The organism is Streptomyces sp. NBC_01176, assembly GCF_045039825.1.
Classification (GTDB): Bacteria; Actinomycetota; Actinomycetes; order Streptomycetales; family Streptomycetaceae; genus Streptomyces.
This window is the reverse complement of the sequence record NZ_CP108600.1, coordinates 1,210,693-1,237,021: the sequence shown is the minus strand read 5'-3', so window position 1 is coordinate 1,237,021 and position 26,329 is coordinate 1,210,693. Positions and strand designations below refer to the sequence as shown.

General features: G+C 65.1%; 17 protein-coding genes and 4 pseudogenes. 11 read left to right on the top strand and 10 right to left on the bottom strand.

From position 1 onward, the window contains the following. Positions 1–237: 237 nt before the first annotated feature. Positions 238–699: pseudogene (locus OG199_RS05115) on the top strand (transposase); the annotation flags it as partial. Between the two features lie 69 nt (positions 700–768). Here the strand turns inward: OG199_RS05115 and OG199_RS05110 are convergent. The 4 genes and pseudogenes from OG199_RS05110 to OG199_RS05095 form a co-directional block, all read right to left on the bottom strand. Next, entirely contained in the window at positions 769–1,086 is a 318-nt protein-coding gene (locus OG199_RS05110; protein ID WP_405828228.1) for a hypothetical protein, read from the bottom strand. Continuing rightward, positions 1,074–1,361: a hypothetical protein gene (locus OG199_RS05105; protein WP_405828226.1), complete on the bottom strand. Its 288-nt coding sequence runs from the start codon at positions 1,359–1,361 to the stop codon at positions 1,074–1,076. Before OG199_RS05105 ends, OG199_RS05110 begins: the two co-directional genes overlap by 13 nt. Positions 1,362–1,723: 362 nt before the next feature. After that, positions 1,724–1,918, bottom strand: coding sequence for a hypothetical protein (locus OG199_RS05100; protein ID WP_356807498.1), 195 nt, complete (start codon positions 1,916–1,918; stop codon positions 1,724–1,726). A gap of 619 nt (positions 1,919–2,537) precedes the next feature. Beyond that, positions 2,538–3,124 (bottom strand): annotated as a pseudogene (locus tag OG199_RS05095) (IS5 family transposase); the annotation flags it as partial. A gap of 272 nt (positions 3,125–3,396) precedes the next feature. On the opposite strand from OG199_RS05095, the gene OG199_RS05090 reads away from it, so the two are divergent. The 7 genes and pseudogenes from OG199_RS05090 to OG199_RS05060 form a co-directional block, all read left to right on the top strand. Continuing rightward, positions 3,397–7,080 (top strand): LamG domain-containing protein, encoded by a 3,684-nt coding sequence (locus OG199_RS05090; RefSeq protein WP_405834435.1) that lies wholly within the window; start codon positions 3,397–3,399, stop codon positions 7,078–7,080. 135 nt (positions 7,081–7,215) lie between these two features. Further along, a complete protein-coding gene (locus tag OG199_RS05085) occupies positions 7,216–13,749 on the top strand; it encodes an RHS repeat-associated core domain-containing protein (protein ID WP_405828224.1) in 6,534 nt (2,177 codons plus the stop codon). 106 nt (positions 13,750–13,855) lie between these two features. After that, positions 13,856–14,635, top strand: coding sequence for a tetratricopeptide repeat protein (locus tag OG199_RS05080; RefSeq protein WP_356809752.1), 780 nt, complete (start codon positions 13,856–13,858; stop codon positions 14,633–14,635). Next, positions 14,635–15,420: a tetratricopeptide repeat protein gene (locus OG199_RS05075; protein ID WP_356809754.1), complete on the top strand. Its 786-nt coding sequence runs from the start codon at positions 14,635–14,637 to the stop codon at positions 15,418–15,420. Before OG199_RS05080 ends, OG199_RS05075 begins: the two co-directional genes overlap by 1 nt. A gap of 455 nt (positions 15,421–15,875) precedes the next feature. After that, a pseudogene (locus OG199_RS05070) lies at positions 15,876–16,734 on the top strand (IS5 family transposase). 42 nt (positions 16,735–16,776) lie between these two features. Continuing rightward, a complete protein-coding gene (locus tag OG199_RS05065; protein ID WP_405828221.1) occupies positions 16,777–17,772 on the top strand; it encodes a hypothetical protein in 996 nt (331 codons plus the stop codon). 262 nt (positions 17,773–18,034) lie between these two features. Continuing rightward, positions 18,035–18,178 (top strand): annotated as a pseudogene (locus OG199_RS05060) (ATP-binding protein); the annotation flags it as partial. Here OG199_RS05060 and OG199_RS05055 read toward each other — a convergent pair. Next, positions 18,175–18,681 carry a hypothetical protein gene (locus OG199_RS05055; RefSeq protein WP_356808550.1) on the bottom strand — a complete coding sequence of 169 codons (507 nt, stop codon included), beginning with the start codon at positions 18,679–18,681 and terminating at the stop codon, positions 18,175–18,177. The pseudogene OG199_RS05060 and the gene OG199_RS05055 sit on opposite strands and share 4 nt — an antisense overlap. Before the next feature lie 141 nt (positions 18,682–18,822). Here OG199_RS05055 and OG199_RS05050 point away from each other — a divergent pair, with 141 nt between their 5' ends. Both OG199_RS05050 and OG199_RS05045 read left to right on the top strand, forming a co-directional pair. After that, a complete protein-coding gene (locus OG199_RS05050; RefSeq protein ID WP_356808546.1) occupies positions 18,823–20,493 on the top strand; it encodes an ISL3 family transposase in 1,671 nt (556 codons plus the stop codon). 51 nt (positions 20,494–20,544) lie between these two features. After that, on the top strand, positions 20,545–20,940 hold the full coding sequence (locus tag OG199_RS05045; protein WP_405828219.1) for a hypothetical protein: 396 nt from the start codon (positions 20,545–20,547) through the stop codon (positions 20,938–20,940). A gap of 104 nt (positions 20,941–21,044) precedes the next feature. Here the strand turns inward: OG199_RS05045 and OG199_RS05040 are convergent, their stop codons facing one another. Together OG199_RS05040 and OG199_RS05035 are read right to left on the bottom strand one after the other, a co-directional pair. Continuing rightward, a complete protein-coding gene (locus OG199_RS05040; RefSeq protein WP_405828217.1) occupies positions 21,045–22,340 on the bottom strand; it encodes an amidohydrolase family protein in 1,296 nt (431 codons plus the stop codon). Between the two features lie 71 nt (positions 22,341–22,411). Further along, the gene (locus tag OG199_RS05035; RefSeq protein ID WP_405828215.1) at positions 22,412–23,581 is read right to left on the bottom strand and encodes a trans-sulfuration enzyme family protein; all 1,170 of its coding nucleotides are present in this window, start codon (positions 23,579–23,581) and stop codon (positions 22,412–22,414) included. Between the two features lie 154 nt (positions 23,582–23,735). On the opposite strand from OG199_RS05035, the gene OG199_RS05030 reads away from it, so the two are divergent. Then, positions 23,736–24,173, top strand: coding sequence for an Lrp/AsnC family transcriptional regulator (locus OG199_RS05030; RefSeq protein ID WP_402053005.1), 438 nt, complete (start codon positions 23,736–23,738; stop codon positions 24,171–24,173). Positions 24,174–24,269: 96 nt separating this feature from the next. On the opposite strand, the gene OG199_RS05025 is transcribed toward OG199_RS05030, so the two are convergent. The 3 genes from OG199_RS05025 to OG199_RS05015 form a co-directional block, all read right to left on the bottom strand. Next, positions 24,270–25,118, bottom strand: a complete 849-nt coding sequence (locus OG199_RS05025; protein WP_405828213.1) for a PhzF family phenazine biosynthesis protein — start codon at positions 25,116–25,118, stop codon at positions 24,270–24,272. A 416-nt stretch (positions 25,119–25,534) separates the two neighbouring features. Continuing rightward, positions 25,535–25,828, bottom strand: a complete 294-nt coding sequence (locus OG199_RS05020) for a DUF1330 domain-containing protein (protein WP_401809330.1) — start codon at positions 25,826–25,828, stop codon at positions 25,535–25,537. Positions 25,829–25,862: 34 nt separating this feature from the next. Then, a complete protein-coding gene (locus OG199_RS05015) occupies positions 25,863–26,315 on the bottom strand; it encodes an MFS transporter (RefSeq protein ID WP_405834433.1) in 453 nt (150 codons plus the stop codon). Positions 26,316–26,329: the final 14 nt, after the last annotated feature.

The following is a 26,329-nucleotide window of genomic DNA, read 5'->3' as shown; positions in this document are numbered from 1 at the left end:
GACCTGTCGTGGGGAGGGGGCCGCGCCGCGGGGGTCCCCGCGGCGTGTGCGGGCGGGTGCGTGCGCGGCGGGTACGCGTGCGTGCAGGGCGGGTGCCGAGCGCGTCACCCGGCCCCACTGATGCTGGGGGCTCCCCCAAGGTGAAGGTCAACCCAGGGTTCTTGGCGCCGTCCGATGGTCTCCCACTCAGCTGGCCTGGACTTGCTCGGACCAGTCCAACGCCCGCGAGGTCCCCGACGCTGCCGGCCGGGTTCCAAGATGCACATCCTGTCGGACGCGCACGGACTGCCCCTGGTCGTCGGCATCTCGGCCGCCAACGTCCACGACAGCGAAGGCCTGAAGCCCATGGTGGAGGGTCACCAAACGAAACACGACCCCTACCGCGGCCGCCACTTCAAACCCTGGCGCCTCTACGCCGACAAGGCCTACGACATCCCCCACCTGCGAAAATGGCTTCGCGGCAAGCGGATCGGAGTACGTATCGCCCGCAAGGGCATCGAGTCCAGCGAACGATTGGGCCGTCGCCGACGGGTCATGGACCGGACCATGTCCTGGCTGTCCGGCTACAGCAGACTCAGCCCCCGCTACGAACGGCATCCCCGCAACTACCTGGCTTTCCTCGGACTCGCCGCTGCCCTCTGCTGCTACATACGACTCCTTAAACTGACCATGTCGGAAAGGGACTTAGTGCGTCGTTAGGTCTTTTCGTCTGCGCTGATCAAGAGCCTCACTCGCCCGCTTCTGCCAACGGATCTCGGACGCGAGACACTAGCGTGCGGCCGGGCATCCTGGATCGTCGACGACGACGGCGTTCGACGGGATGACCACCGTTTCGTCGTCCTCCTGGTGCACTGACTTGGTGGTGACGTAGCCGCGCCGACCGGGGCCGATGCACTTGGTCGCGAGATTGCCGAACCCGTCCGGGAAGTTGTAGACCTCGGCCGGAGTGTCCTCGCCCGCTCGCCCGGTCACGGGCGCGTCCGCCTTGCCCCGCTTGTCCTGGTACTCCCGTGAGCATCCGGCGACCATGGCAAGGAGCAGTACCGCGAGCAGAGCGGCCATCGCCCCCCGTCTCAACTCGCGCATGCCTTGTCCGGCACGATCTCGACATTGGACGGCCCGCTGGCGTTGGTCGTCACGTAGGCGCGGAACCCGTGGCCCACGCACTTCGTGGCCAAGTTGCCGAATCCGTCCGGCATGTTGAAAACCTCGGCGGCTGTGTTGTCCCCCATGCGCCCCCGCACGGGTGCGTCGCCCTTACCCCGCTTGTCCTTGTACTCCTTGGAGCACCCGCCCATGAGCCCCCCGACTATCAGCACGGCGATCAGTGACGCGACCGCGCGTCCCTTTCTTCCCGCCATTGAGACACCCTTCACAGCAACAGATGGACGTCGGGGAGGACTGCAGGACTGCCGTCGCCGGTTCCACGCTCTGCGCCCCAGCGCGGATGTTCTCGAACAGGTCCGCCCGCTCGGCATACATCGGCAGCAGGGCAGGCGTTCCCGACACCGTGCCGCCCAACACCGCTTCCTGTACCTGACGTTGATCCCGCGCACCACCTTCCGCGCGGGATGGCCTGTGGCGCCGATCCTCTCTCCGCGCGAGCGGAGGTGCCCCGCGATGAACCGGAACGGCTCCCGACGCTGCTGGACCCTCTCCGCTCGAGCGGAGGTATCCCGGAGTATCCGGTTTCATCGAGAGGGGTGCGGAGCGTGTGCTCCGCTCACGTGGCTGTTGCGCTCAGGAACTGCGTCTGGATCTGGGCGGACAGGTCGGTCATGGGCAGTTCGAAGTGGTTGACCGCCACCACCTCGGCCGCGTCGTGCACCTGCCAGCCGTGCTGGTCGAGCAGGTTCAGCCAGGCGTCGCGGGACTTGATGGTGTGCAGGGGGCTGGCTCCGGCGAACATATCGTCCACCGCCGAGATCACCGTGGCCGAGTCGAGGCCCTCGATAGGGCAAGTGGCCCTTTTCGTACATGCCTTATGGGTATTCGAGGGATCGTCAGGCACGTATGGCGTACGGCACGTGCGTAAGAGTCGTGGGTGCGCCGCCCTGCGCCGGATCAACGAATCCCTGAGCGATCCTTCTGCCGAGTGGTTGTCGGCGGAGGGTGCCCCTCCCGGCCCGTCGTGCTCACCGCGCCTGGGTCCGGTCGCCCGCCTCCGTGCCCCGGATCCGCCGGTTCGGTCGCGGCACAGGACCGGGTGCGGTCTCGGTGGGGCACACGACCGTCCAGGCGACCGCCCCGGTCCATAGCCGGGGCGGTCGCGCGTTTCCGCCGTACCGAATTATTGTCAACTGTCATAATGTGCCCGATTATGTCAGCCTGATCGAGAGAATTGCTGTGACTATCTGTCAAACCGTGAGGGGGTGGGCGCGTCGGAGACCCTCCCGTCGTCGGTGCCGCCTGATCTTCGAGTGCGTCGCTCGCGGTGGGACAGGTTGCTGCGCGCGCCGATGACACGGTGTCCGTGATCACCATGAACACCAACACCGTCGTGGCCACCGTCCTCGTCGCGGGCCTCCCGTTCAGACGGAGTAGGCGAGATCCGCAAGGACCGCCGCAGGGCGTGTTCTGGGCCTTCCCGGTCCGTCTCGCACAAGCCGAATCCTGGCCATGACCGCTTCGAAGGCAAGTGCGTCACCGGCTTGGCCCGCAGTGACATAGAGGGCCAGAGGCCGTGCCTGGCTGTCACCGGCCAGATGGACTTTCGTACTCCGGCCACCGCGGGAGCGTCCGAGTGTGTGATCTTCAGGTCAGGGCCGACCGGGCTCCCCCTTTTCCTGGCTCCGGCAGATGCTGGTGAGCCCGGCAGGCGGTGGAGTCCACCGACACGGTCCAACCCACATCGTCACCTGCGTCATCGGCGACCAGAACAGCCGCGAAGATCCGTTCCTAAGTGCCGTCCACGTCCCACCTGATCAAGTGCTTGTGCGCGGTCTGGAAACGACCCGAGCTCGCTGGGCATGTCCCGGCAGGACGAGCAGGTGCGGTACTTCCAGGCGATGGCCTCAAGCGTCCGGCGGTGCTCGGCCCACCGTCGTCCACGGACCGGATGGGCCGGCATCAGGGGCTCGATCCGATCCCACATCGCATCAGTGATCACCAACCGGACAGACACATCCGATCAACTGGCCTACCGACCAAAGAGACACGCTCCAGCTCGTTCCAGTAGGGGCTTTTCGGGCAGGTCAGGGCGCATGTGGCGCAACTTATGTGAGCTGCGTCACGACTCATTGACGATAGAAAGTGACGGCACGTTAACTCGGCTCATCCTGTGGGAATCTTGTGAGTGGAGTGAACGGCGTGAAGTTGATACGGGGGACCGTGGCGCCTATGCGGGGGCCACGAAGAGGTCGTTGTCTGTTTCTGGGGGGTGTGATCGCGTCGTTGATGTGGTCGGCGCTGCCCGTGTTGCCGGCGGCGTCGGCGATTGCAGCAGCAGCCGAGACGGATGTGGTGTCTGAGTCCACGGCGCTGGCTCAGGCACAGTCATCGGGTGATTCGGTGGAGGTGACGGAGGATCGCACGGAGTACTCGACCACGCGCGCCAATCCCGATGGCTCTTTCACGCTCACACAGTCGACCACGCCGCAGCGTGTGAAGCGTGATGACGGCAGTTGGGGTTCCGTCGATGCCGCACTGGAGCGAAGGCCTGATGGACGGATTGCCCCCAAGGGGGCGGTCGTTGACCTGTCCTTCTCTGGAGGCGGTTCGGGCGCGGGCCTGCTTCGCTTGGCCAAGGACGGCCGCTCGGTCACGTTGGGGTGGCCCAACTCGTTGCCCGAGCCGACTGTGGACGGCGCAACCGCCATCTATGCGAATGTGTTCGACGGGGTGGACCTGCAGCTGACTGCCCTGGCTGAGGGGTATCGAGAAGTGCTGGTCGTCAAGACGCCTGAGGCAGCCCAGAATCCAGAGCTGGAGCAGGTCAGACTCACGGCTATGGGTGAGGGGCTGACCGTTCAGTCGGGTATCGGTGGTGGCCTGCGCGCGGTCGACGAAGATGGCAACGCGGTCTTTCGGGGACCTGCGGGACAGATGTGGGACTCGGCTGGCGACTCTGAGGCCGACCCGCAAACCCAGCTGCTGACAACCAAACTTGATGTGTCGGTTCAAGGTGAACCTCAGGACGATCTCGCTCAGCCTGGTACAGGCGACGCGAGTGCGATGCTGCCGGTCACGGTAAACGGCGGCACCGTGGCCGTACATCCTGATCTGGGTCTGCTTCGTGGCAAGGACACGGTCTATCCGGTCTACATCGACCCGTCGATCGGGCTCGGCGTGTCGGAGCGCACGAAGATCTCATCCGATGGTGACAAGTTCTGGATGTTCGACGGCGACAAAGGCGTCGGCAAGTGCGGCAACGCGGACGGCTACTACTGCGGTGGCGGCTATGTCGACCGTATGTACTTCGAGTTCGCGCCGACCAAACTTGCCGGCAAGTACGTGTTGGATGCCACCTTCAGGGCGCACGAGACATGGTCCTTCAACTGTGATCCGCACTGGGTGGACCTGGAGCGCACCGACAATATTTCTGAAGGCACAACCTGGCCAGGGCCCAAGCAGCTTGACCAGATGGGCGATCGGTATGTCTCGGCAGGCCGCGGAGGGCTGTGCAGCCCTGACCAGCCGGATCAATGGGTCGAGTTCAACGACAACCCTGACGAGTCGGACGAGAACCTGAAGAGCACGGTCCGTTCCTTCGCTGACGGTAAGATCAGTCGGCTTACCCTGATGCTGAGGGCAAAGGACGAGTCGGACACGCGCGCCTGGAAGCGGTTCGACGACAACGCCGAGCTGCAGGTCACCTTCGCTTACAAGCCCGGTGTCCCAACGGATGTGGGCCTCATCCCGGGCGATGGCACCACTGCGTATTGCAAGAAGTCCTCGTCCGACCCGCTCATCATTACGCGCACCGACCCCATGGTGCAGGCCCGGGTTCAGACGCAAGTCGAGTCACACAAGGGAGACGAAGAAGGGTCCCTGCAGGCTGAGTACGTCGTGGAGCGCGGTGACGACGACCCTTGGCATCAGGTGTGGACTGGGCACATGCCCGACACTGGCTGGCATCCGGACGGCTCGCTGGAGAAGATGCGCACCAGCAATCGTGCCGATGGAGGCCTTTACCGCTACAAGGCCCGGACTCAGTCGCACTGGTCCTACAGCGGCAAAATGGGTGATCTGTGGTCGTCGTACACCTCTTGGTGTTACTTTAAGATCGACTCTTCGGCGCCGAAGGCACCCCGCATCACCGCTGGCGCTCCGTATTCCGAATGCACGGCGACGGTCTGCGAAGGAAAGGGCGGGCCGGGCATACCCGGCAGCTTCACCTTCCAGCCGAACACCGCAGACGTCGACAGCAGCGGCCACACCGACGTCACGGGCTATGAATGGCAGCTGCTGTCCACTCCCGCCAAATCAGTCGCCGGAAGCACCAAAGCCACCGTCACGGATGTGACCCCGCCCCTGTCCGGCACCCAGGTTTTGTCGGTCAGGGCCAAGGACGTCTACAAGCGGTGGGGTGCCTACAAGGAATTCACCTTCAAGGTGGAACCCGCCCAGGGGGAGGTGGGCCGCTGGCACCTGAACGACGGTGCGCCCGGCTCCGGGGTAATGACCGCCAAGGACACCGCCAGTGTCGGGACGCGACACGATGCGGCCCTGGTTGGCGCGGAGGGAACCGGCTGGTCGACTCGGGCTCGACGGGGTGACGCCGATTACTCGCTGCGTCTCAACGACGACACCACGGTGCCTGCCCAGCAGACCGGGTACGCCGCGACCGCTACTCCTGCGGTCAACACACAAAGCTCCTTCACTGTCTCTGCCTGGGTGCAGTTGTCCGATGCCTCGGCGAACAGGGTTGTGTTGTCCGAACCAGGAGCCAATGGCAGCTCGTTCGCCCTGTACTACTCGGCCTCCTACCACAAGTGGGTCTTCAACCGCACCGACAAGGACCAGGCCAGCCCCGTCTACATCCGTTCCCTGGCAGACAGCGAGAACCCAGCCCTGAACGTGTGGACACACCTGGCAGGCGTGTTCAAGACGGAGGGCGACGACAACCTCCCAGACTCCGATCCGGCCAACGACACCATCCAGTTGTTCGTCAACGGCCGACCCCAAGGACAGCCAGTCATCCTGTCGAAAGCAGCGTCGACGTACACGCCATGGGCCGCGAGCGGTGGACTACAGTTCGGCCGTTCTAAGGCTGGCGGCACATACGGCGACTACCACTTCGGTCTGCTTGATGAAGTCGCGGTGTGGGGTCGATTCCTGGGGCCGTCAGAGGTAGCTGATGAGGCCAGCTTGAGAGAGAACGACGTTCCGGGCAACGAACTTGTGGCGCAATGGGATGCCAGTTCCGCCAAGGGGACCGAAATCTCCGAGAGCACTGCCTACCCCCTTCCCGCGATGAAACTGTCGGCCGCTGGCGCCACGCTGAACGCGGAAGACAACGCTCTGTTCCTCGACGGTGCCGCCGGCTATGCCGCTGCCACAGGTCCCGTCATCGATGAGAGCGGGTCGTTCACAGTGTCGGCCAGTGTTCGTATTGATTCGCAGGCGCTAGCGACCAAGCCTGTGGGCTATCAAGCTCAGGTCGCAGCGCAGCGCCTGGGAGGGGAGTCCTCTTGGGCTCTGTGGGTGATGAAGCCCGCGGAAGGCATTTACCAGTGGAAATTCACCCGCACCGCGGTGGGTTCTGACGGGAAGGTGACCCAGAGTGCACAGGTCCCGGCGGCAGAAGCGGCTGCGACCGATACGTGGGTGCAGATCACTGGCACCTTCGACGCTCAGGAGTCCTGGGAGTGGACGGATCCCGCCGATGGATCCAAGACCGAATCGCGTTACGGCAAGCTCCACTTGTACGTCGGAGAATACGATCAGCCGTCCGAGGGTGCTGCGGGCTTCACGAACCCTCAGCAGGGGAGCGGTGAACTAAGCCTGGGGCGCGGAACCACATCTGGCAGCCCGGCCAACTACCTGCTCGGCGGTCTACAGGACCTAAGGATCTGGACCGGGGCTATGACCTCTGACCAAGTACGCTCGCAGGTCTTGGCCACCCCCGACAACATTTGACGCCACGTCATGACTGGTGGGCGGCCCGCTCTATGAGTGAGGCCGCCCACGCCTGATGCGTCCGTGCACGTTCCTTCATTCACGATGACATGCACCTGACTGGGCATGACCCAGCACAGTGCAGGAAGCAGCCCCATGAATCCCTTTGGCATACGACGGTCCCGAGCGGCCCGCGGAGGCAGGACCAAGAGACGCTGGTCTCGCCACATAGCCGCTGCCACCGGCCTTGTGCTGATCCCCAGCCTTGTCAGCCCCGTCACCTTCGCTGCGGACACACAGCCGCTTGGCCGACCAACGTTGAGGGCTCCGCACGCCGCGAAGGTCAGTCTGTTCACTGCCGGAGCGAACGCGCAGGCTGCCGCCATGGTGACAAAGTCGGGCAAGGTGGATCGGGCTGCAGCCGCGAGGGCCCGCCATGATCAACAGAGGTCGACCACCTGGCCCAAAGCCGGCAGCGCATCCCTGACGATTCCGCCGAAGGGCACGGCAAAGGCAACCGCGGGCTCCCTGCCGGTGTCGGCCGCCGCTTCAGACAAGGGCAAGACGGCGAAGGCCGTGGTTGTTCAGGTCCTGGATCAATCAACGGCCGCCAAGCTCGGCGTCAAGGGCGTGGTCCTGAAAATCACCAGCCCAACAGGCGGCGGTAGAACCCAACTTGGCGTCAATTACTCGGCTTTCGCATCGGCCTACGGTGGCGACTGGGCGGGCCGTCTGCGGCTGTTCCAGCTCCCGTCCTGCGCCCGAACGCACCCCACTGAGGCGAAGTGCCGCACCCGCCACAACCTTGCCTCAGTCAATGACCGTGCAAAGGACCGCATCTCCGCGCCTCTCAGTCTGGCGTCGACCGGTACGCCGATGATGGTGGCGCTCGCGGCCGGTACGAGCTCGGGTTCCGGTGAATACAAGGCGACCCCGCTGTCGTCGTCCTCGACGTGGGAAGCCGGAGGTTCGTCAGGGTCGTTCACGTGGTCCTACCCCTTGCGTGTGCCGCTGTCCGCCGGCGGAACCCAGCCTGACCTGTCGATAACCTACGACTCCAGTGCTGTGGACGGCCGCACCTCCACCACCAACAATCAGGGCACCCAAATCGGTGAAGGTTTCGACCTCACCTCGTCGTATATCGAGCGCAAATACGGGTCCTGCGACGACGACGGCCAGGACGAGAAGTACGACCTGTGCTGGAAGTACGACAACGCCTCGCTCGTTCTCAACGGCAGTGCCACCGAACTGGTCAAGGACGACACCAGCGGCACATGGCGGCTGAAGAACGACAATGGCTCCACCGTGACGCACTCCACGGGTGCCGAGAACGACGACGACAACGGTGAGTACTGGACCGTCACAACCGGCAACGGCACCAAATACGTCTTCGGCCTCGACAAGCTCGAGGGCGCAGGCGTCGACGACCGCACCAACTCGGTCTGGACCGCACCTGTCTTCGGTGACGACGCGGGCGAGCCGGGTTACGCAGACGGCAGCTCCTTCTCCGGCCGCGACAAGAAGCAGGCTTGGCGATGGAACCTCGACTACGTCCAGGACACCCACGGCAATGCGATGTCGTACTGGTACACCGCTGAACACAACAACTACGACAAGCTCGGCGACGACACGACCGGCACCGACTATGTACGCGGCGGGTATCTGAAGGAGATCCGCTATGGCCAGCGCGCTGGGTCCCTCTTCTCAGGTTCCCCAGCAGCCTCGGACAAGGTCGCGTTCAGCTACGACGAGCGGTGTTTGGCCTCCGGTGCCGGCTGTGACTCGCTGACTGAAGACACGCGTGACAACTGGCCGGACGTTCCGTTCGACGCTGTGTGCAAGGACGGCGACAAGTGCACAGGCAACGTCGGTCCGACGTTCTTCTCTCGTAAGCGGCTCACCACCGTTACCACCTATGCCTGGAATGCGGCAGCGTCGACCCCGGCCTTCGAAGCGGTGGATGCCTGGGCGCTCAAGCAGCTCTACCTCGACCCGGGCGACACGGGAGACTCCAGCGACCAGACCCTGTGGCTGGATCAGATCAAGCACACGGGTAAACACGGCACCGACCTGTCGCTAGACCCGGTCACGTTCACGCCTGAATTTCGGCCCAACCGCGTCGATGGCGCAGCCGACGACATCCTGCCGCTGAACAGACCACGCGTTAAGAGCATCACGTCCGAAACTGGCGCGCAGACGATCGTCACCTATCTGGATGCCGACTGCACTGCTGGCGGCACCAAGCCAAAGTTGGATCAGAACACCAAGCGCTGCTACCCGGTGTACTGGTCGCCCAACGGCGAGAAGACTCCGATCCTCGACTGGTTCCAGAAGTACCCGGTCAGTTCGGTCTCCACCATTGACACACGCGGTGGCTCGGAAGCGGTCCAGCACAGCTACCAGTACACCGGCGGCGGTGCCTGGCACTACAACGACGATCCGATGACCGCGGCCAAGGAGCGTACGTGGTCCAACTGGCGAGGCTATGAGAAGGTCACCCACCTTGTAGGCATATCAACGGGCACTCAATCCAAGACCGTCACTGTGTACCTGCGGGGCATGGACGGTGACCGAGTGCTGGGCTCGGACGGTAAGACCCCTGATGCGGATGCCCGTAAGGCGGTGAAGGTATCTGGCATCAAGGCACCCGAGGTCACCGACTCAGACCCCTACGCAGGCTTCACCCGCGAGAGCGTCACGTACGACGGTGACACCGAGATTGGGGGTGCGGTCAACGACCCCTGGAAACAGAAGACAGCCACCCAGCACAAGTCGTACGCGGACACTGAGGCGTACTACGTCCGCACCGCCGCCACCCATAGCCGGACTCGCATTACGACGGGAATCACCCCAACCGATCGAGTCCACACCGTCACGACCACCTATGACGACTACGGAATGCCCTCCAAGGTCGACGACCAGGGCGACGACGCAGTCACCAAGGACGAGAAGTGCACCCGTAACACCTATGCACGCAACGACTCGGTCGGCATCAACTCTTTGATCTCCCGCGTGCGCGTAGTGGCCAAACCATGCGCGACGTTGAACGCCGACCTCGACCTGCCTGCTGACGCAACCAAGCCTGGCGACGTCATCTCCGACACTGCCGTCGCCTACGACTCCAAGACCTACACCAGCACCCAGACCCCCACCAAGGGCGAGGTTCAGTGGAGAGGCCGGGCCAAGAGCTACGCTGTCGACGGGACCCCCAGCTGGCAGAAGATCTCCACCACTGACTACGACACTCTGGGCCGGCCCACACTCGTCAAGGACGCCAATGGCTTGACCACCGCCTCGACCACCTACACCCCGGCAGCAGCTGGCCCCCTCACCTCGACGACGGTGAGCAACGCCAAGGCCTACAAGACCAGCACGACGCTGGACTTCGCAACCGGTGCCGCACTCAAGGTCATCGACCCCAACAACAAGGTCGGTGAAAGCGAGTACGACAGCCTCGGCCGCGTCACCAAGGTGTGGTTGCCCAACCGGTCCAAAGCGCTGAACAAAACGCCCAACACCGTCTACGACTACAACGTCACCAATGCGGGCATGTCGTGGGTCTCTACCGGGGCTCTCAAGGGTGACGGCTCCGGCTACAACACCACCTACGTCTTCTACGACTCACTGCTACGTACCCGGCAGACCCAAGCCCCGACCCCGCGAGGCGGCCGGCTCATCTCATTGAGCCAATACGACGCCAGGGGCCATGCAGTCAGCGAGCAATCCAACATCTGGGACAGCACCGCAACTCCCACCACAACACCCGTAGAGGTCTCCGGGAGCCAGGCGCCTTTCCAGACGGACACGACCTACGACGGCGCGGACCGCGCAACCACGGTCGTGACCAAGGTCCACGGCGTCACACAGTGGACCACCAACACCACCTACACCGGCGACACGGTCGCGACCACCGCACCGGCCGGAGGCCAGGCGACCGCCGTCGTCACCAATGCTCTGGGACAAACGACCCAGCGCCGCGAATACGCCGGCCCGACGCCGACGGGCACCAACTACACCACGACCGACTACACCTACACCCCCGCTGGCCAGCAGGAGACAGTCAAGGGCCCAGACCAGACCCAGTGGTCTTACACCTACGACCTCTTCGGCCACCAGGTCACCGCGAGCGACCCTGACAAGGGCAAGAGCACCACCGAGTACAACGCCCTCGACCAGATCATCAGCACCACTTCTAACGACGACCCGACCAAAAAGCTGCTCTACGAGTACGACGACCTCGGCCGCAAGACGGGCATGTGGCAAGCCAACAAGACCGATGCCAACAAGCTCACCGCATGGACCTTCGACACCCTCGCCAAGGGACAGCTGGACACGGCCGTGCGCTACGACGGCGGACTGACCGGCAAGGCCTACACCCAGAAGGTCACTACCTACGACAGCCTCTACCGTGCCACCGCCAACCAGCTGATTCTCCCCGATACCGACCCGCTGGTCGTCGCCGGCGTACCCAAGATCCTGTCCTTCACCACCGGCTACAACGTGGACGGCACGGTCGACCAGGCCAGTGCACCCGCAGTGGCCGGACTTGCCAGCGAGACCGTCTCCTACACCTACAACGCACTCGGGCAGCAGGTCACATCTAAGGGCACCACGGGCTACCTACAGGGCGCCGCCTTCTCCCCGCAGGGTGACCTACGCCAACTCGCACTGGGCACGGACAGCACCAGCTCAGCGAAAAAGGCGTACCTGAACTGGGACTATGAGGAGGGCACCCGCCGTCTCACCCGCTCCTATGTCACCGACGATGTCCACGGCTACATGCCGCAAGATCTGAAGTTCACTCAGGACGACGCCGGCAATGTCACCTCGATCTTGGACGCCACCACCCTGGGCGGCACCACCAAGACCGACAACCAGTGCTTCGCCTACGACGGCTACAGCCGCCTGACGGAGGCATGGACTCCGAAGACCGAAGACTGCGCTACCTCAGGCCGCACCACTGCCAACATCGACGGAGCTGCGCCCTACTGGACGTCCTACACCTACACCGACGCCGGGCAACGTAAAACGGAGACCCAGCACGCAACATCGGGTGACAAGACGACCACCTACACGTACAACGACACCGCCGACACCAAGCCGCACACTCTGGACAAGACCACCGGCTCCCGCGCCGCAACCTACGGCTACGACGCGAGCGGCAACACCACCTCTCGCCCCGGTCCCACAGCGCAGCAGACACTGGCCTGGAGCACCGAAGGCGACCTCGCCACACTCACCGAAGGCACCAAGGAAACCAACTACCTCTACGGCGCCGACGGCGACCTGATGATCCGCCGTGCCAAGGGCGACGGCGACACCGTTCTCTACCTGGGCGGCGGGACAGAGGTCCGTCTGACCGTCAAGGGGACGACGAAGACCCTGACCGGCACCCGCTACTACTCCGTGAACGGCCTGACCGTCGCTATCCGCACGGCAACGCTCGGAGTATCTGGAACGAAGCTCAACTTCCTGGCCGCTGACCATCACGGAACGTCGAGCATCTTGCTTGACGCGTCGACGTACGCCATCACCAAGCGCTACAGCACTCCATTTGGTGCCTCCCGGGGAAGCAAGCCCACCAGTTGGCCCGACGATAAGGGCTTCCTCGGCAAGCCGGCCGACGACACCACCGGCCTGACGCACATTGGGGCGCGCGAATACGACCCGGTCACCGGCCAGTTCATCAGCGTCGACCCAGTCCTCTCCGTCGACCAGCACCAATCCCTCAACGGCTATAGCTACGGGGGCAACAGCCCCATCACCAACGCTGACCCGACCGGTAAGCAGTACCCGGGAGAGGCAGAGGGCAGCCGGGGCACTCCAACGAACAACGGCACATCGACGAGCTGTTCGGGAAAGGGTTGTAGCAATAAGGACAGGTGGGTCGACGCCTACGCCGCCCCAGACTTCTCCTCCGGGGATACCTGGGAAGACACCTACCCAATCGCGGCAGCCACGAACTGGGACCCAGTCGGTTTCAGCCTCAAGGTCCTCGCCGATGACGAGAAACTACCACCGGTCCATGACGCGGCCTGTGACTTTATAGCCTGCGGCCCGGACGGCAAGCTCCCGGAATGGACTCAGTCCTGCGGATCTACTACCGGCGGGAGCACGTGCCCTGACGAGCCCACAGCCGACCGGTTGCGCGCCCAGCAAACCCTGGCGGGTCTCGACCCCTCCGGCGTTCTGTCTGTGCTGCTGTGCATGCAAAGTGATGGCGCGTCCGGATGCGGGCAGGCGCTCGCCACCGCCGTGCCAATTGTAGGACTTAAGGGATTCAAGGGCGGGAAGATTCTCCTCGAAGGAATCGAGGGACTCCCGAAGGGGACTCCCTCGGCTATAGATGTCCCGAATTTCGCCAAGACCAAGACGGGCAGCTATTCCAACGGTGACTTCTTCATAAGCGGCTACTCCACGAAATTCCCCAAGAAGTTCGAGCGCGAGTTCCCCGCCTCGGTCCGTAACGAGTTCCCCAACATCGTCCCCCATCACTGGGATAATAATGGCGGAATTGGGGCCTATTACCTGAGCCACGCCGAAAAGCAAGCCTATACGCACAATCCTGGGGAGCTGATCGTGGTGACAAGACCCATGTGTCAAATATGCTACCAAGACTTCATGGATAAACAATTTAATACACCCCAATTGGTTATAGATCCGAACGGCCTGCATGTATTCGGCCAGTAGAGGTAGCGTGTAATCGGAAGGTGTGCTCGTGGTACAATCCACGAGCACACCTTCTGTTTTTCCGGCGAAATCTTACGCAGTACTAATGAGATGGGATGGGGCGGCGATGATTGATGCCGAGCTGCAAGAACTTCTCGAAAGGGCTCATTCGGCCATCCAGGAGGAGGAGGCTGATCTGTTGAATGTGATGCTCCCTCAGATTCAGGAGCTTGCGGATTCCGGAAACCCTTATTTTCAGGAAGTGATCGGGGCTGCAGCTCTTGAAATTGAAAAGGATTATGCGAAAGCGTATCGGTACCTCAAACTCGCGGCAGATGCCAGAATCTCATCCGCTCAGCGAGGTCTGGGGCACATGTTGGCCCTAGGCCTGGGGGTCGCGAAGGATCTTGAGATGGCTGCAGGGCTTTTCCGCAAGGCCGCGGACGCCGGTGACCCATTCGCGAAATATAATCTGGCTAACATGTATCTGCAAGGCATGGGGGTTCCAAAGTCTGAAGAAAAAGGAACTCGGTTGCTGGAAGAAGCATCGGCTGTCGGCCTGCCGGCTGCATCGGCGCAGCTGGCAGACATGAAAGGTGCGATCGACGACTACGAGGGCGCCCGGGGAATCCTCGAAAAGATTGTGCCCGATGGGGAAATTCCCCCCTTGTCGGCAAAGAATTTCTCCGCCATGTGCTATCACGGGATTGGCGGTCCAGTTGACAAAATCAAGGCTCTGGGGGGCGCCTTGAAAACTGCAGAACTCGGTGATCGTGGAGGGCTTGACAGCAGTCGCACCATCGCGGGTGAACTGACCATGGCCGAGATCAAGGAATCTATTGCCTGGTCGAAGGTTGACGATTGGGCTGAAGCATTTCTTGGTTACGCCCGCGATCGGGGCAATTGATGATCGACGAGGCTGGCAGGTCCGAGCTTCTCGAAGTGGCGAATCTGGCTCTCAGGGATGGATTGCGCGGAATTCCTGAAGGTGTCAATCGGATAAATTTGATAATCTCTCAGGTCCAAAAGGTGGCAGACTCGGGAGATCCACATTTTCAGGAAATAGTAGGCGCCGTTGCCCTTGAATTTCAGAGGGACTACGAGAAGGCCCATAAATACCTCGGCCTAGCTGCCGAGGCTGGTATTCCATCTGCTCAGCGCCGTCTCGGATTCATGTTCTCCCTGAGCTTGGGCATCGATAAAGACCTTGAGGCGGCAGCGGAATTCTATCGCCGGGCCGCCGAAGCGGGCGACGCCGTCGCAAAGCACAACCTGGGGTGCATGTACCTACTTGGCGACGGAGTCCCAAAATCTCCAGAGCAGGCGATCAAGCTGCTTGAACTAGCAATGGGGGAGGGCCTCAGTCAGTCAGCCAACTGCCTCGCCGACGTTAAAAGACAGATGAAAGACTATGCCGGAGCGAGGGAGATCCTTGAAAGGATCGTTCCTGAAGGTGACGCGACCGTAGCTTCATTGCAGAGCCTTGCGACCATGCACTACTACGGTCTGGGAGGGCCCTCGGACAAGGTCAAGGAACTGGGCTGCTACATGAAACTGCTTGATCTTGGCGACGGCGACGCTATGCACTACGGACACACCACCGCAAGCGAGATGACCATCGACGAAATAAGGGAAGCTGCCGCCTGGGCCAGGTCGAACGCATGGGTCGAAATATTCGCCATCCGTGACTGACGCACATGAACCGGTCCTTGAGTCAGTGGTAGCCACTACTCACAAGTGCCCTTCGGGAGGCCGCTCCACGTGCGCGACGACGTAACGAGGCCCCCGAAGTTGGCACGGTCAAATCTTGATATGTCGTTCGGCTACCCATCGCATGGGGCCTGGCAGCCGTCGCAGCAGCCGAACGCTCAGCTCTGACCTCCAACGCCTCCCACCTACAGGATGTGTCCCGCAGACAGAACGGGTTCACCCACCAAGACAGCCTCGCCCAGGCAGACGATTACGATGGCAATGTCCTCGCGGACGTCAGCCCAGCGCATCAGCTCCTCGACCTCGTGGACGCAGCCGGGAAGTAGATCCCCTTCTCGCAGCACCGTTCGATGATGGTCCCCTCTCGCGTTCAGGGAGCGCAGTGCGAATTAGGGTCCGTCTTCAAAGATCATCGGATGGTGGATCATGGTGGGGTGATACGTCGCCATGAACTCACCGATCAGGAGTGGGAGTTACTCGCTCCGTTGATACCGCGGGCCGCGACGGGCCGTCCGCGTGTGGAGGATCGACAGGTCATCAACGGGATGGTCCACAAGATCCGGACCGGGATCTCCTGGCGTGACCTGCCGGATCGCTACGGGCCATGGAAGACGGTCTACACCCGCTTCCGCCGCTATGCGCTGGACGGCGTATTCACCCGGGTCCTCCAGCAGATCCAGGCACACGCGGACGCGGCCGGCGACATCGACTGGCTCGTCCAGATCGACTCCACCATCGTCCGCGCCCACCAGCACGCCGCCGCCACCGGCCGAAAAGGGGGAACCACCCACCGGACGAACCGGACGATCACGCCCTCGGCCGATCGCAGGAGGCCTGACCACCAAAATCCATCTCGCCTGCGACGGCAAGGGCCGCCCGCTCGCGATCCTGCTGACACCCGGCCAACGCCACGACAGCATCTGCGCGCGTCCCCTCCTGGAACGCATCCGCGTCCCGCGGACCGGCCTTGGCCGGCCCCGCTCCAAACCCGACCAGGTCATCGCCGACAAGGCCTACAGCTCCCGAGGATTCCGCGCCTACCTGCGCAAACGCGGCATCGCGTGCACCATCCCGGAGAAAGCCGACCAGCAGCGACACCGGCTGGGCCGCGGCCGTCGCGGCGGCCGGCCACCGGCATTCGACCGACAGATCTATCGCCGTCGCAACGTAGTTGAGCGCTGCTTCAACCGTCTCAAAGGCTTCCGCGGCATCGCTACCAGATACGACAAGACCGCCACCTCCTACGAGGCAGCGGTCAGTCTCGCGTCATTCCTGCTCTGGGCAAGATCAGTTTGAAGACGGACCCTGGTGCTGGTGCTGTGTGAGAAGAGGAGAAGAGTGACGTCCGAGGAGCTTGTGTTCGATCACGAGCAGGTACGTGTCCACGGGTTCGAGTTGTACGAGGGAACTCCTCTCGACGTGCGCACGGTCGTCGCGGGGATGTCGCAGGACGTCAAGGACAAGTTCCGTTTCGAGGAGGTGCCCTGGAGTCGCTTCGGGCACGCATATGGCTCCGGACACGACGTACCCGGCCTCCTGACCGAACTGCGTTCCCCGGATGCCGAGTCGGTCGGGCAGGCGCTGAGCCGGCTGTGGGGCAGCGTCGTCCACCAGGGAACGGTCGGCTCCGTGGCGCCTTTGACCGTGCCGTTCCTCCTTCGCGTCGCCGCCGACGCGACCGCGCATCACCGTGCGGGCGTACTCGGCCTGGCCGCCGCGGCGGCCCGACGAGCGCACTGGGGATTCGGGACACGCGACACCTTCCTCAATGTGTCCACGCAGGAGCTGCTCTGCGACTGCGGCGGCTACGCGATGAACTGGTCGATCGAAGCGTCACGCGACGCCGTCGCCGCCGACGCCGACCTGCTCCTCCACCTTCTCCACGACTCGGACACCGAGGTCCGCGCCTCCGCCTGCTACACACTGGCCACGGCCTCAGGAGAGGCCGACCGCATCACCCGAGCCCTCCGTGCTCGACTGACAACCGAGCAGATCCCCGTCGTCCGCGCCAGCCTCGTGCTGGCCGTCGCGGAACTCGGCCGCGAACATGCTGACCCCCGCACCGCCTCCTGGACTCACAGCCTCTGGTCAGACCACACGCAGCCCGCCGAGGTCCGCATTGCCGCCGCGCTCTCCTGGCTCTGCCTCGTGGACGACTCCGTCCCGGACGATCTGCGCACGGCACTCGGTGCTTTGGCCACAGCCGACCTGACCGACATCCTCGACAGCGTGCCGTGGATCGCGCACGTCGACGAGAAAGGCCTCGCTCGCACCCTCGACCAGATGCTGAACAACACGCAACCGGGCGCAGCCTGGGAGGACCCCTGGTCCTGACCCGGATGTTGCAGGTGCAGGCCGAGGCCCTGACGTGGTCGGCCGGCACGACCGGTCGTCGGCAGTGCCGCCCGCTGGGCGGTGCGAGTCCACTGTCGGTGTTCGAGGCGGTGGAGGCCAAGGCCCTGCTGCCGTTGCCGGACAAGCCGTTCGTGCTGGCCCGCTGGTCCACCGCGAGACGGTCGCCTTCCAACGGCGCTTGTAGAAGGCGTAGTTCGAGCAGCAGGTCACTCTGGAGGAGTTCGACTTCGCCGCTGACTGATATCCCCTCTTTCCCAACCCCGTCGTCGCCGAGTCGCTGCTGGACCGGCTGATCAACACCAGCCATCAGGTGATCATGAACGGTCCCAGTTACCGGCCGAACAAGCGGCCCAAGAGCCCTGTCGACAAGCCGCCGATGACCTAGCGATCCAGCTCGGCGACGTTCCACTCCCGAGGCAGGTCCTCGCCGCAGAAGACACAGACGAAGTCCTCCTCCCGCACGATGTTGAGCTCCCGGCAGGGTCGGCAGCGGCGGAAGACCACCTCATGCGTGAAGCCGGACGGGTGACGGATCCCGATCCGGTCCAGGGCCTCGGCCACGGCTGGCCATGAGATGACGTCCGGGCAGTAGCCGGTCGACTGGTTGCTGACCTCCTCGACCGCCCACCGCCCGGACTCCTCGCGGAAGCTCATCTCACCGGCGCTCAGGACCTCTTCGCCGCCGGCGCACACCACGTGCTCACTGCGGCGCGGGGCCAGTCGCAGCAGCCCGGCGGAATCGACGACGAACGTGAACGGCTCGGCCAACTCACCCGGGGTCAGCGCTGAGGCCCACTCGCTGAAGTCCATCGACGAGCGCATGCTCCGGCCCTCACCACCCGCCCGGACGAGCTTCTTCAACTCAACCGGACCCACATACCGATACATCCGCCCCCGCGTCTTCACGCCTACCAACCTAGCCCCTTACACGGCCAGGACCTGGGGAATTGCGTGACCACAGTCGTTGGGGAATTACGGGCTCTGTCGACGATCTTGTGATGGCGCCCGGCTGAGCTGGGCAGTCTTCGGGTGTGCGGTTCAGGAGATTTGGGGCGGTTGCTGCCGCATTTGGCTGGTGTAGTCGTAGAGTCGATCGAGCGGGCAGCCGGGGGGATCACGTTTCGTACGTCGTGCCGGACGCTCCCGGCGAGATGCCCGGCGTGCATGATGCCGTCGTGGCGAGTGCACGGCCGGTACTTGAGGCGACTTGCTGACGCTCCCGTCGGCGGTGCCCCGGTCGCGATCGAGCTGACGGTGCGCCGTTTCAAATGCTTCACCGCCCGTTGTTCTGCGGTGACGTTCGCCGAGCAGATCCCCGGGCTGACCAGACCGCACGCCCGCTACACGCCCTTGCTTCGCGCCGTGCTCACCTCGATCGCGTTGACGCTGGCGGGACGACCAGGGGCACGGTTGGCGGCCGCGCTGAGCATCCGCGTTGCGAAGGACACCCTCCTGCAGCTCCTGCGTGCCGTTCCCGAACCGTCTCCGGCCCTGGTCAGAGTGCTTGGAGTGGATGATTTTGCGCTCCGCAAAGGCGATTCGTACGCCACCATCCTGGTCGACCTGGAGGCCCGGAGGCCGCTCGACGTGTTGCCCGGGCGGGACGCCGCGCCGCTGGCGGCCTGGCTGCGCGGCCACCCCGAAGTGGAGGTCATCTGCCGGGACCGGGCCGGCGCCTACGCGGAGGGCGCTCGGGCCGGAGCCCCACAGGCCATGCAGGTCGCGGACGGGTGGCATCTGTGGCGGAACCTCGCCGAGGCAGTGGAGAAGACGGTCGGCGCCCATCACGGCTGCATCCGGGCCGCGTTCGCAATACCCCCAGTCGCGAGGGAGCCCGCCGCGGGGGACCCGGTCACGAAGGAGCCGTCCTCCTTCGAGACCGCCCCGTTCGTTCCTCCGGACGGGACACTCGACGTCGGTGGGCGCCCACGGCGCCTGGTGGCTCGCACCATCGAGCGTTACGAGGCAGTGCAGCAGCGGCTGGCCGAGGGGATGACGCTGGCCGCGATACGCCGTGAGCTACGGCTCGACCACTCCACCGTGCGCCGCTTCGCCCGCGCCCGCAGCCTCGACGAACTCTTGGTCAAGGCCACCAACCGGGCGACCATCCTGGACGAGTACAAGTCCTACCTGCACCAGCGGTGGAACGCCGGCTGTCACGACATTCCCCAGCTCCACCGTGAACTGCGCGAACAGGGCTTCACCGGAGATGTCCAGTGCGTCCGTCGCTACTTCCGCCCTTTCAAGAACCCCCACAGCCCTCGGCCAAATCAGCCGCCCGCGCCCCTTCCCGAGCCCCGGCCGGCACCGAAGCCCCGCCGTGTCGTCCGCTGGATCATGACGAACCCAGGGCATCTCACCGAGACCGATGCGGCTGAACTCAAGGAGATCCGGACCGCCTGCTCCGAACTTGACGCCGTCGCACGGCACGTCCGCGACTTCGCCGACATGATGCGTGACCTCCGCGGCGAGCTACTGCCTTCCTGGATGGAACGCGTCCTCGCGGATGACCTGCCCGCCCTTCATAGCCTGGTCAACGGCCTGCGCCGCGACCACGACGCCGTCACCGCCGCCCTGACCACCGCATGGAGCTCAGGCCAGGTCGAAGGCCACGTCACACGCGTCAAGCTCCTCAAACGCATGGGCTTCGGAGGAGCCAACCTCGGCCTCCTCCGACAACGGGTACTCCATAGTCCGTGATCCTTCCGAGGCCACTCTCAGCCGCCTGGAGGAACCGTGGATGATGGAGCAATGTTGGTCCGCACGGAGAGGACGCCGCAGATTCCGCAGCGGCCCATGGCAGTTCGGGTTCACACACCCATTGGATCCGCCGTGGTCCTCTGGCGTGGTGATCCGCAAAAAGCAGACGGCCACCACCTCGTCGAATGGACCATCGACGACGACATTCACTGGGGGCAGAACACGCGTTCAGCCTCTTGCGCCGAGCCAGTGATCCGGCAGGACGGGGACCGGCTGGTCCTGCGCGGTCGCCTCCAGTTCACGGAAGATGGTGCGGCCTATCTACAGATGGGCTACTGGCCAGTCCTGTTCGATGTCGCATCACCGATTCCCGACAGCGCCGATGGCAGCTGGGTGGAGATCAGCGTCGACGCGGGCAGCATCGCCCTCTATCCCTATCAGACCTGACATCACAAGATCGTCGACAGAGCCGAATTACGTGACCGTCGACACCTCATGCCGTGGTCGAGCAGGGCGGCGGGCGATCTCTTGCTGCGGCCGCTCGGATGCGGCTACTTCGCGGGCTGCGGGCGCCAAGTGCCGTCGACCGGTACGCCGGCGGCGGCGGCGATGCGGTCGCGGGACGCGATCAGCCGGGTCTTGAGCGTGGGCAGGTCGACGTCCAGCAGGGTCCCGTCTCGTTTGACCACGCGGCCGGCGACGAGCACGGTGTCGACCAGTCCGGGGTGCCCGGCGGAGACGATGGTGCCGGCCGGGTCGGTGACCGGGAAAACGGTGATGTCGTCGGTGCGCAGCAGGATGATGTCGGCGTCCTTGCCGGGGGTGAGGCTGCCGGTGCGGGCGTCGAGTCCGCATGAGGCGGCGGCGTCGATGGTGGTGAACTCCAGCAGGTCGCGGGAGTTCAGGCCGCCGTCCAGGCCGCGCTGCACCGCGAAGGCGGTGCGCATGGTGGAGAACATGTCGCCGCCGACCGAGGGGACGTCGTCGACGGACAGCGTCGGGCGCAGGCCGGCGGCGCGTGCCCGGCCGGTCAGCGGGTTGCCGAAGCCCATCTTCAGTTCGACGTCCGGGCTGATGGAGAGCCAGCTGCCCGCGTCGGCGAGCATGAGCAGTTCTGCGTCGCTGATGCCGTTGCCGTGCACGAACGTGGTGGTATCCCGCAGCAGGCCGTGCTCGTGCAGGTCGGCGATGGGGCGTTGGGTGCCGTCGGAGCCCGTGTGCAGGCTGGTGCGCAGGCCGAGTTCTTCGGCCAGCTTCAGCTCCCGGGCGAGAGTGTCCGTGCCGGTGTCCTCGGGGCCGCGCAGTCCCCACACCGGGCTGACCAGTTGGTCTCCGGCCAGGTCGGCGTGGACGCGGCGGATCGCGTCGTCCACGGAGTCGGCGGAGCCCCAGCCGGCGCCCAGGCAGAAGATGGACCGGGCCGGTACGTCGCGCACTGCGGCGATGGCGGCGTCCTCGTGCTCCGGGCCCTGCGCGACGTGGTACCAGTCCAGCATCGTGGTCACGCCGGAGTGCAGGGCCTCAAGGCGGCCGAGCAGGGTGCCCAGGTAGACGTCTTCGGGCTGGTAGTGCGGCTTGACGGTGCTGTGCATGGCCACCGTCCACTCAGGGAACGTCCAGTCCGCGCCGGCGCCACGGAACGCGGTCTGCCAGCCGTGGCGGTGGTTGTCGACGAAGCCGGGCATGACGATCCGGTCGGACGCGTCGATCACCTCGGCGTCCGGCGCGTCGATCCGCTCGGCCACATGGCTGATCTTTCCGTTCTCGATGAGCACGTCGCCGCGCTCAAGGTCCCCGATGGCCGGGTCCATGCTGACGACGGCGCCGCCAGAGAGCAGGGTCTTCATGACAGGAGTCCTTTGCTTCGGTGGTTCACGTCGACCCGCGGCAGGCGGGCGGAGGCCGGGGGCAGGGGCGCTCAGTGGTGCAGGGCGTCGGCTGCGGCGAGGGCGTCGGCGACCAGGTCGGCGGTGTCCTCGGTGCCGGCCGCCAGCCGCACCAGGCCCGCCGGGACGGCGTCGGTGATCTGGTCGTCGCTGAGCATTCCGGCCCACATGGAGGCCGGTTGCACGGCGAGGGACTCGACACCGCCCAGGCTGGCCGAGCGGCGTGGATAGCGCAGGTGGGACAGGAAGGCGTCGGCCATCTCGTATCCGCCGGTGAATTCGACGCTCAGCACCCCGCCGAATCCCTTCATCTGGTCGGCGGCCAGCTCGTGCTGCGGGTGGGTCGCCAGGCCGGGGTAGTGCACGCGCGCCACTGCCGGGTGGCTGTTCAGTGCCTCGGCGAGGGCGAGGCCGTTGTCGTTGTGCCGCGGCACGCGCAGCGGCAGGGTGCGTATGCCCCGCAGCAGCAGCCAGGCGTCGATGGGGCCGAGGGTGGCGCCGGTGAGCAGGCTGGTGTCCCAGATCCGGTCCAGGATCTCCGCCGGACCGGCCAGCACCCCGGCGGAGACGTCGGAGTGGCCGTTGAGGTACTTCGTCGCACTGTGCCAGACCACGTCGATGCCGACGTCAGTCGGACGCTGGTTCAGCGGGGTGGCGAAGGTGTTGTCCGCCAGGGTCAGCACACCGTGGGCATGGGCCAGGTCGGCGACGGCGCGCAGATCGGTGATCTGCAGCAGCGGGTTGCTCGGTGTCTCCACCAGGATCAGCCGCGTCTTGGGAGTGAGGGCCTTCTCGAACTCCTCGGCACTCGTCTGGTCGACCAGCGTGGTGGACACGCCCAGGCGCGGCAGCAGATTGAGCAGGACCGACGCAGTGCCGCCGTAGGTGGACTTCTGCCCGATGACATGGTCACCGGCGGACACCAGAGCGAGTACCGCCGTGGTGATCGCAGCCATGCCGGACGCGGTGACCATCGCGGCCTCGGTGCGCTCCAGCTCCGCGACCACGGCCGCGACCTGGGCATGGTTGGGGTTGCCGAAGCGGGTATAGAAGTCGGCGCCCCGCGGCTCGACAGCGCCGGCGGCGAAGGTGGCGGCGTCCTCGGCCGAGAACGCCGCCGTCTGGTAGATGGGCGGCGCAACAGCGCGGCTGGAGTGGATCCCACGGTCGGCGTGAACGGTGACGGTGCTCTTGCCCGGCATGGCTGCCCTTCCGGAATTCGACGCTATGTCCATATCCAGCATGGCCGCCGGAAAAGCTGACGTGACCCGGTTGTCGGCAATCTTGGCAAGATCTTGCGCTCAAGCACGGTATTCATTTGTGCTAGGTAAGCCTTTCAAGCAATATCCTGCTGTCATGGATGAAGTGGACCGGTCGATCCTGGCCGTACTCGAACGGGACGGCCGTATCAGCAACAACGAGCTCGCCGCCCGCGTCGGACTGACGCCCTCACCGTGCCTGCGGCGCGTACGGCAGCTGGAGGAGACCGGCGTCATCCGCGGCTACCGGGCGCTGATCGACCCGGCGGCGGTCGGCCGAGGGCTGCGCGTCTTCGCTGGGGTGCGGCTGATGCGGCACACCCGCGCGGCCGTGGTCGCCTTCGAACAGCAGGTGATGGAGCTGCCGGAGGTGACCGCCTGCCACCACATCACCGGCAACTTCGACTACCTGCTGCAGGTGGAAGTCGCCGATCTGCCCGCCTACGAGGATTTCCACGCCAACCAGCTCGCTGCCCTGCCCGGCGTTGGCACGGTCAACAGCTTCGTCATCATGAAGACACTCGACACCCCATGACAACCAGCTGCCCGCGGCCCGGGCGGCCCACGGGGACGGTCGGGCGTCCCATGACCGGAGCCGGCGGGTGCCGCGCGGGCGCGGGCAGCGGGAATGTCACGCGGTGATGGAGCCGCGGATGCACACCGTCGTGGCGCCACTGACCCAGACGGTGCCGTCCGGATCGGCGGTGATTTCGATGCTGGCGGCCCGCCCCAGCCGGGTGCCCTGGGAGACCCGGTAGGCGGAGGGTGCCCCGCCGATGGCGGTGAGCCACTGCCCGACACCGGCATTCATGCTGCCACACGCCGGGTCCTCGGGAACGCCTGCCCCCGGGGCGAAGGTGCGCATCTCGAAGTGGTGCGAGGATCCCTCGGGGTGGGCCCCGATCGCGCCGACCATCGCGGTCGGGATGAGAGACAGGTCGGGCTCGAGGGCGAGGACGTCCTGGGCGGTGGCCAGCTGGACCACCGCCCAGCCGGGCCCGTTGTCAACCCACTGGTGGGCAAGCACCCGCTCCCGGGTGATACCGAACGCGGCGACGATCTGATCCAGATAGGCGTCGTCGAGGGCGCCTTCGCGCACCCTGGGCGGGCCCGCGAAGGACAGCGAGCCGTCCCCGCGACGCACGGTGACCAGGCCCGCCGCGCACTCCTGCACGATCCGGTCGGCGTGCTGCGGCGTGCCGCCGCCCTCCAGCCAGGCCCGCGCAGAACCCAGGGTGGGATGCCCCGCGAACGGCAACTCGCCCCCGGGCGTGTAGATCCGCAGCCGGTAGTCCGCCTCCGCGGCAGTGGGGGGCAGCACGAATGTGGTCTCGGACAGATTCGTCCAGCGCGCCAGACGCTGCATCTCCTCATCCGCCAGGTCCGTGCCGTCCAGCACGACCGCGACCGGATTGCCACCGTAGGGCTGTGCGGAGAACACATCGACCTGCATGAACGAACGGGTTCGCGGCATGGTCATCGAGCCTTTCGCATGGTGCCGGCGGGGTCGGTGTCCATCCGAGCTGGCGCCCGCGGGTTGGTACAGGGCCACTCGCACTGCAGTGGACTGCATACTGACCCGGCATGGGAAGTAGGCAGTCACTCTCCACCGGCCGACGCCCCCGTACCCTCCTGGTAGGCAGTGGCCCGCTCCGCGTCTTCGGTACCAACATCCACTACCCAGCCCGCTCACCGTGTGCAGCCGGCTGACCCGAGTCGACTGGGGCGGATGTCAACGAATCTGCTGGTGCGCCGCCGTACGGGGTCGTGTGTATCTGATGTAGTGACGAATGCTGTCGTAGGTGACCAAGTAGTCGTGGTGGTCCAGGAGCGCCGTCCAGTCGGGCGCAGGATGCTGACCTGCGGCGACTAAGTTGAGTGTCCGACTGGACCTCGTCAGTCGATGCCTTCGACGATGCGGAAGTCGCGCTCGACGCCGTCGGAGAGGGCGACCAGCGCCTCCTGGTAGGCCGCACTCTCGTGCGCCGCGACGGCCTGCTCGAAGCTGTCGAACTCGATCAGGACGGTGCGCTCGGCGATTCCGGCGTCATGTGCGACGACCCGACCGCCACGGGCGAGGGTTCGACCGCCCCCGGCCTTGACGGCCGGACCGGCCAGCTTGTTGTAAGCAGCCAGCTTCTCAGGGTCTGAAATGGTGCGGTACGCGCTGACCCAGTAGCCCTTGGGCATGGAACCTCCAGTGTTGGGATGAAGTGCATCTGACTTACGGGGTGGTCTCGGACGAGCGTCGGCGGGCGAGAGCGAGGCTTGTCAGCGTCGTGATCGCCATGGCGCCGATGCCGGCCGGCGCCGCGGTGGTGGAGGCGCTGTCGTCGGGGAAGGGGTGGCCGGGGCGAGTGCCCGCGGTGAGGATCAGGCCGCCGATGGCGCTGCCCAGGGAGTACCCGACGCTGCGGACGACGTAGTTGAAGCTCATGGCGCTCGACGTCTGGCTCTTGGGGGTGACGGCCAGGATGACGCCGGGCATCGCGGCCGAGAAGCCGCCGACGCCGAAGCCGAGCACGCCCATCGCCGCGAACAGTTCGGCCAGGTCCGACCGGGCCGCCGCGAACAGGGCGAATCCGCCGCCGACCACGACGGCGCTGCCGGCCAGGAGCAGGGGGTCGGCGATCCGCGTCCGGACCCGCGGCGTGAGCTTGCCGGCGACGAACCCCAGCAGCGAGAACGGCT

Excerpts from the sequence above, each read along its gene's own strand:
- OG199_RS05045 (WP_405828219.1), top strand. The coding sequence starts at position 20,545 with ATGTTGGTCCGCACGGAGAGGACGCCGCAGATTCCGCAGCGGCCCATG.
- OG199_RS05035 (WP_405828215.1), bottom strand. The coding sequence starts at position 23,581 with ATGCCGGGCAAGAGCACCGTCACCGTTCACGCCGACCGTGGGATCCAC.
- OG199_RS05055 (WP_356808550.1), bottom strand. The coding sequence starts at position 18,681 with ATGTATCGGTATGTGGGTCCGGTTGAGTTGAAGAAGCTCGTCCGGGCG.
- OG199_RS05090 (WP_405834435.1), top strand. The coding sequence starts at position 3,397 with ATGTGGTCGGCGCTGCCCGTGTTGCCGGCGGCGTCGGCGATTGCAGCA.
- OG199_RS05105 (WP_405828226.1), bottom strand. The coding sequence starts at position 1,361 with ATGGCGGGAAGAAAGGGACGCGCGGTCGCGTCACTGATCGCCGTGCTG.
- OG199_RS05025 (WP_405828213.1), bottom strand. The coding sequence starts at position 25,118 with ATGACCATGCCGCGAACCCGTTCGTTCATGCAGGTCGATGTGTTCTCC.
- OG199_RS05030 (WP_402053005.1), top strand. The coding sequence starts at position 23,736 with ATGGATGAAGTGGACCGGTCGATCCTGGCCGTACTCGAACGGGACGGC.
- OG199_RS05080 (WP_356809752.1), top strand. The coding sequence starts at position 13,856 with ATGATTGATGCCGAGCTGCAAGAACTTCTCGAAAGGGCTCATTCGGCC.
- OG199_RS05075 (WP_356809754.1), top strand. The coding sequence starts at position 14,635 with ATGATCGACGAGGCTGGCAGGTCCGAGCTTCTCGAAGTGGCGAATCTG.
- OG199_RS05040 (WP_405828217.1), bottom strand. The coding sequence starts at position 22,340 with ATGAAGACCCTGCTCTCTGGCGGCGCCGTCGTCAGCATGGACCCGGCC.
- OG199_RS05085 (WP_405828224.1), top strand. The coding sequence starts at position 7,216 with ATGAATCCCTTTGGCATACGACGGTCCCGAGCGGCCCGCGGAGGCAGG.
- OG199_RS05020 (WP_401809330.1), bottom strand. The coding sequence starts at position 25,828 with ATGCCCAAGGGCTACTGGGTCAGCGCGTACCGCACCATTTCAGACCCT.
- OG199_RS05110 (WP_405828228.1), bottom strand. The coding sequence starts at position 1,086 with ATGCGCGAGTTGAGACGGGGGGCGATGGCCGCTCTGCTCGCGGTACTG.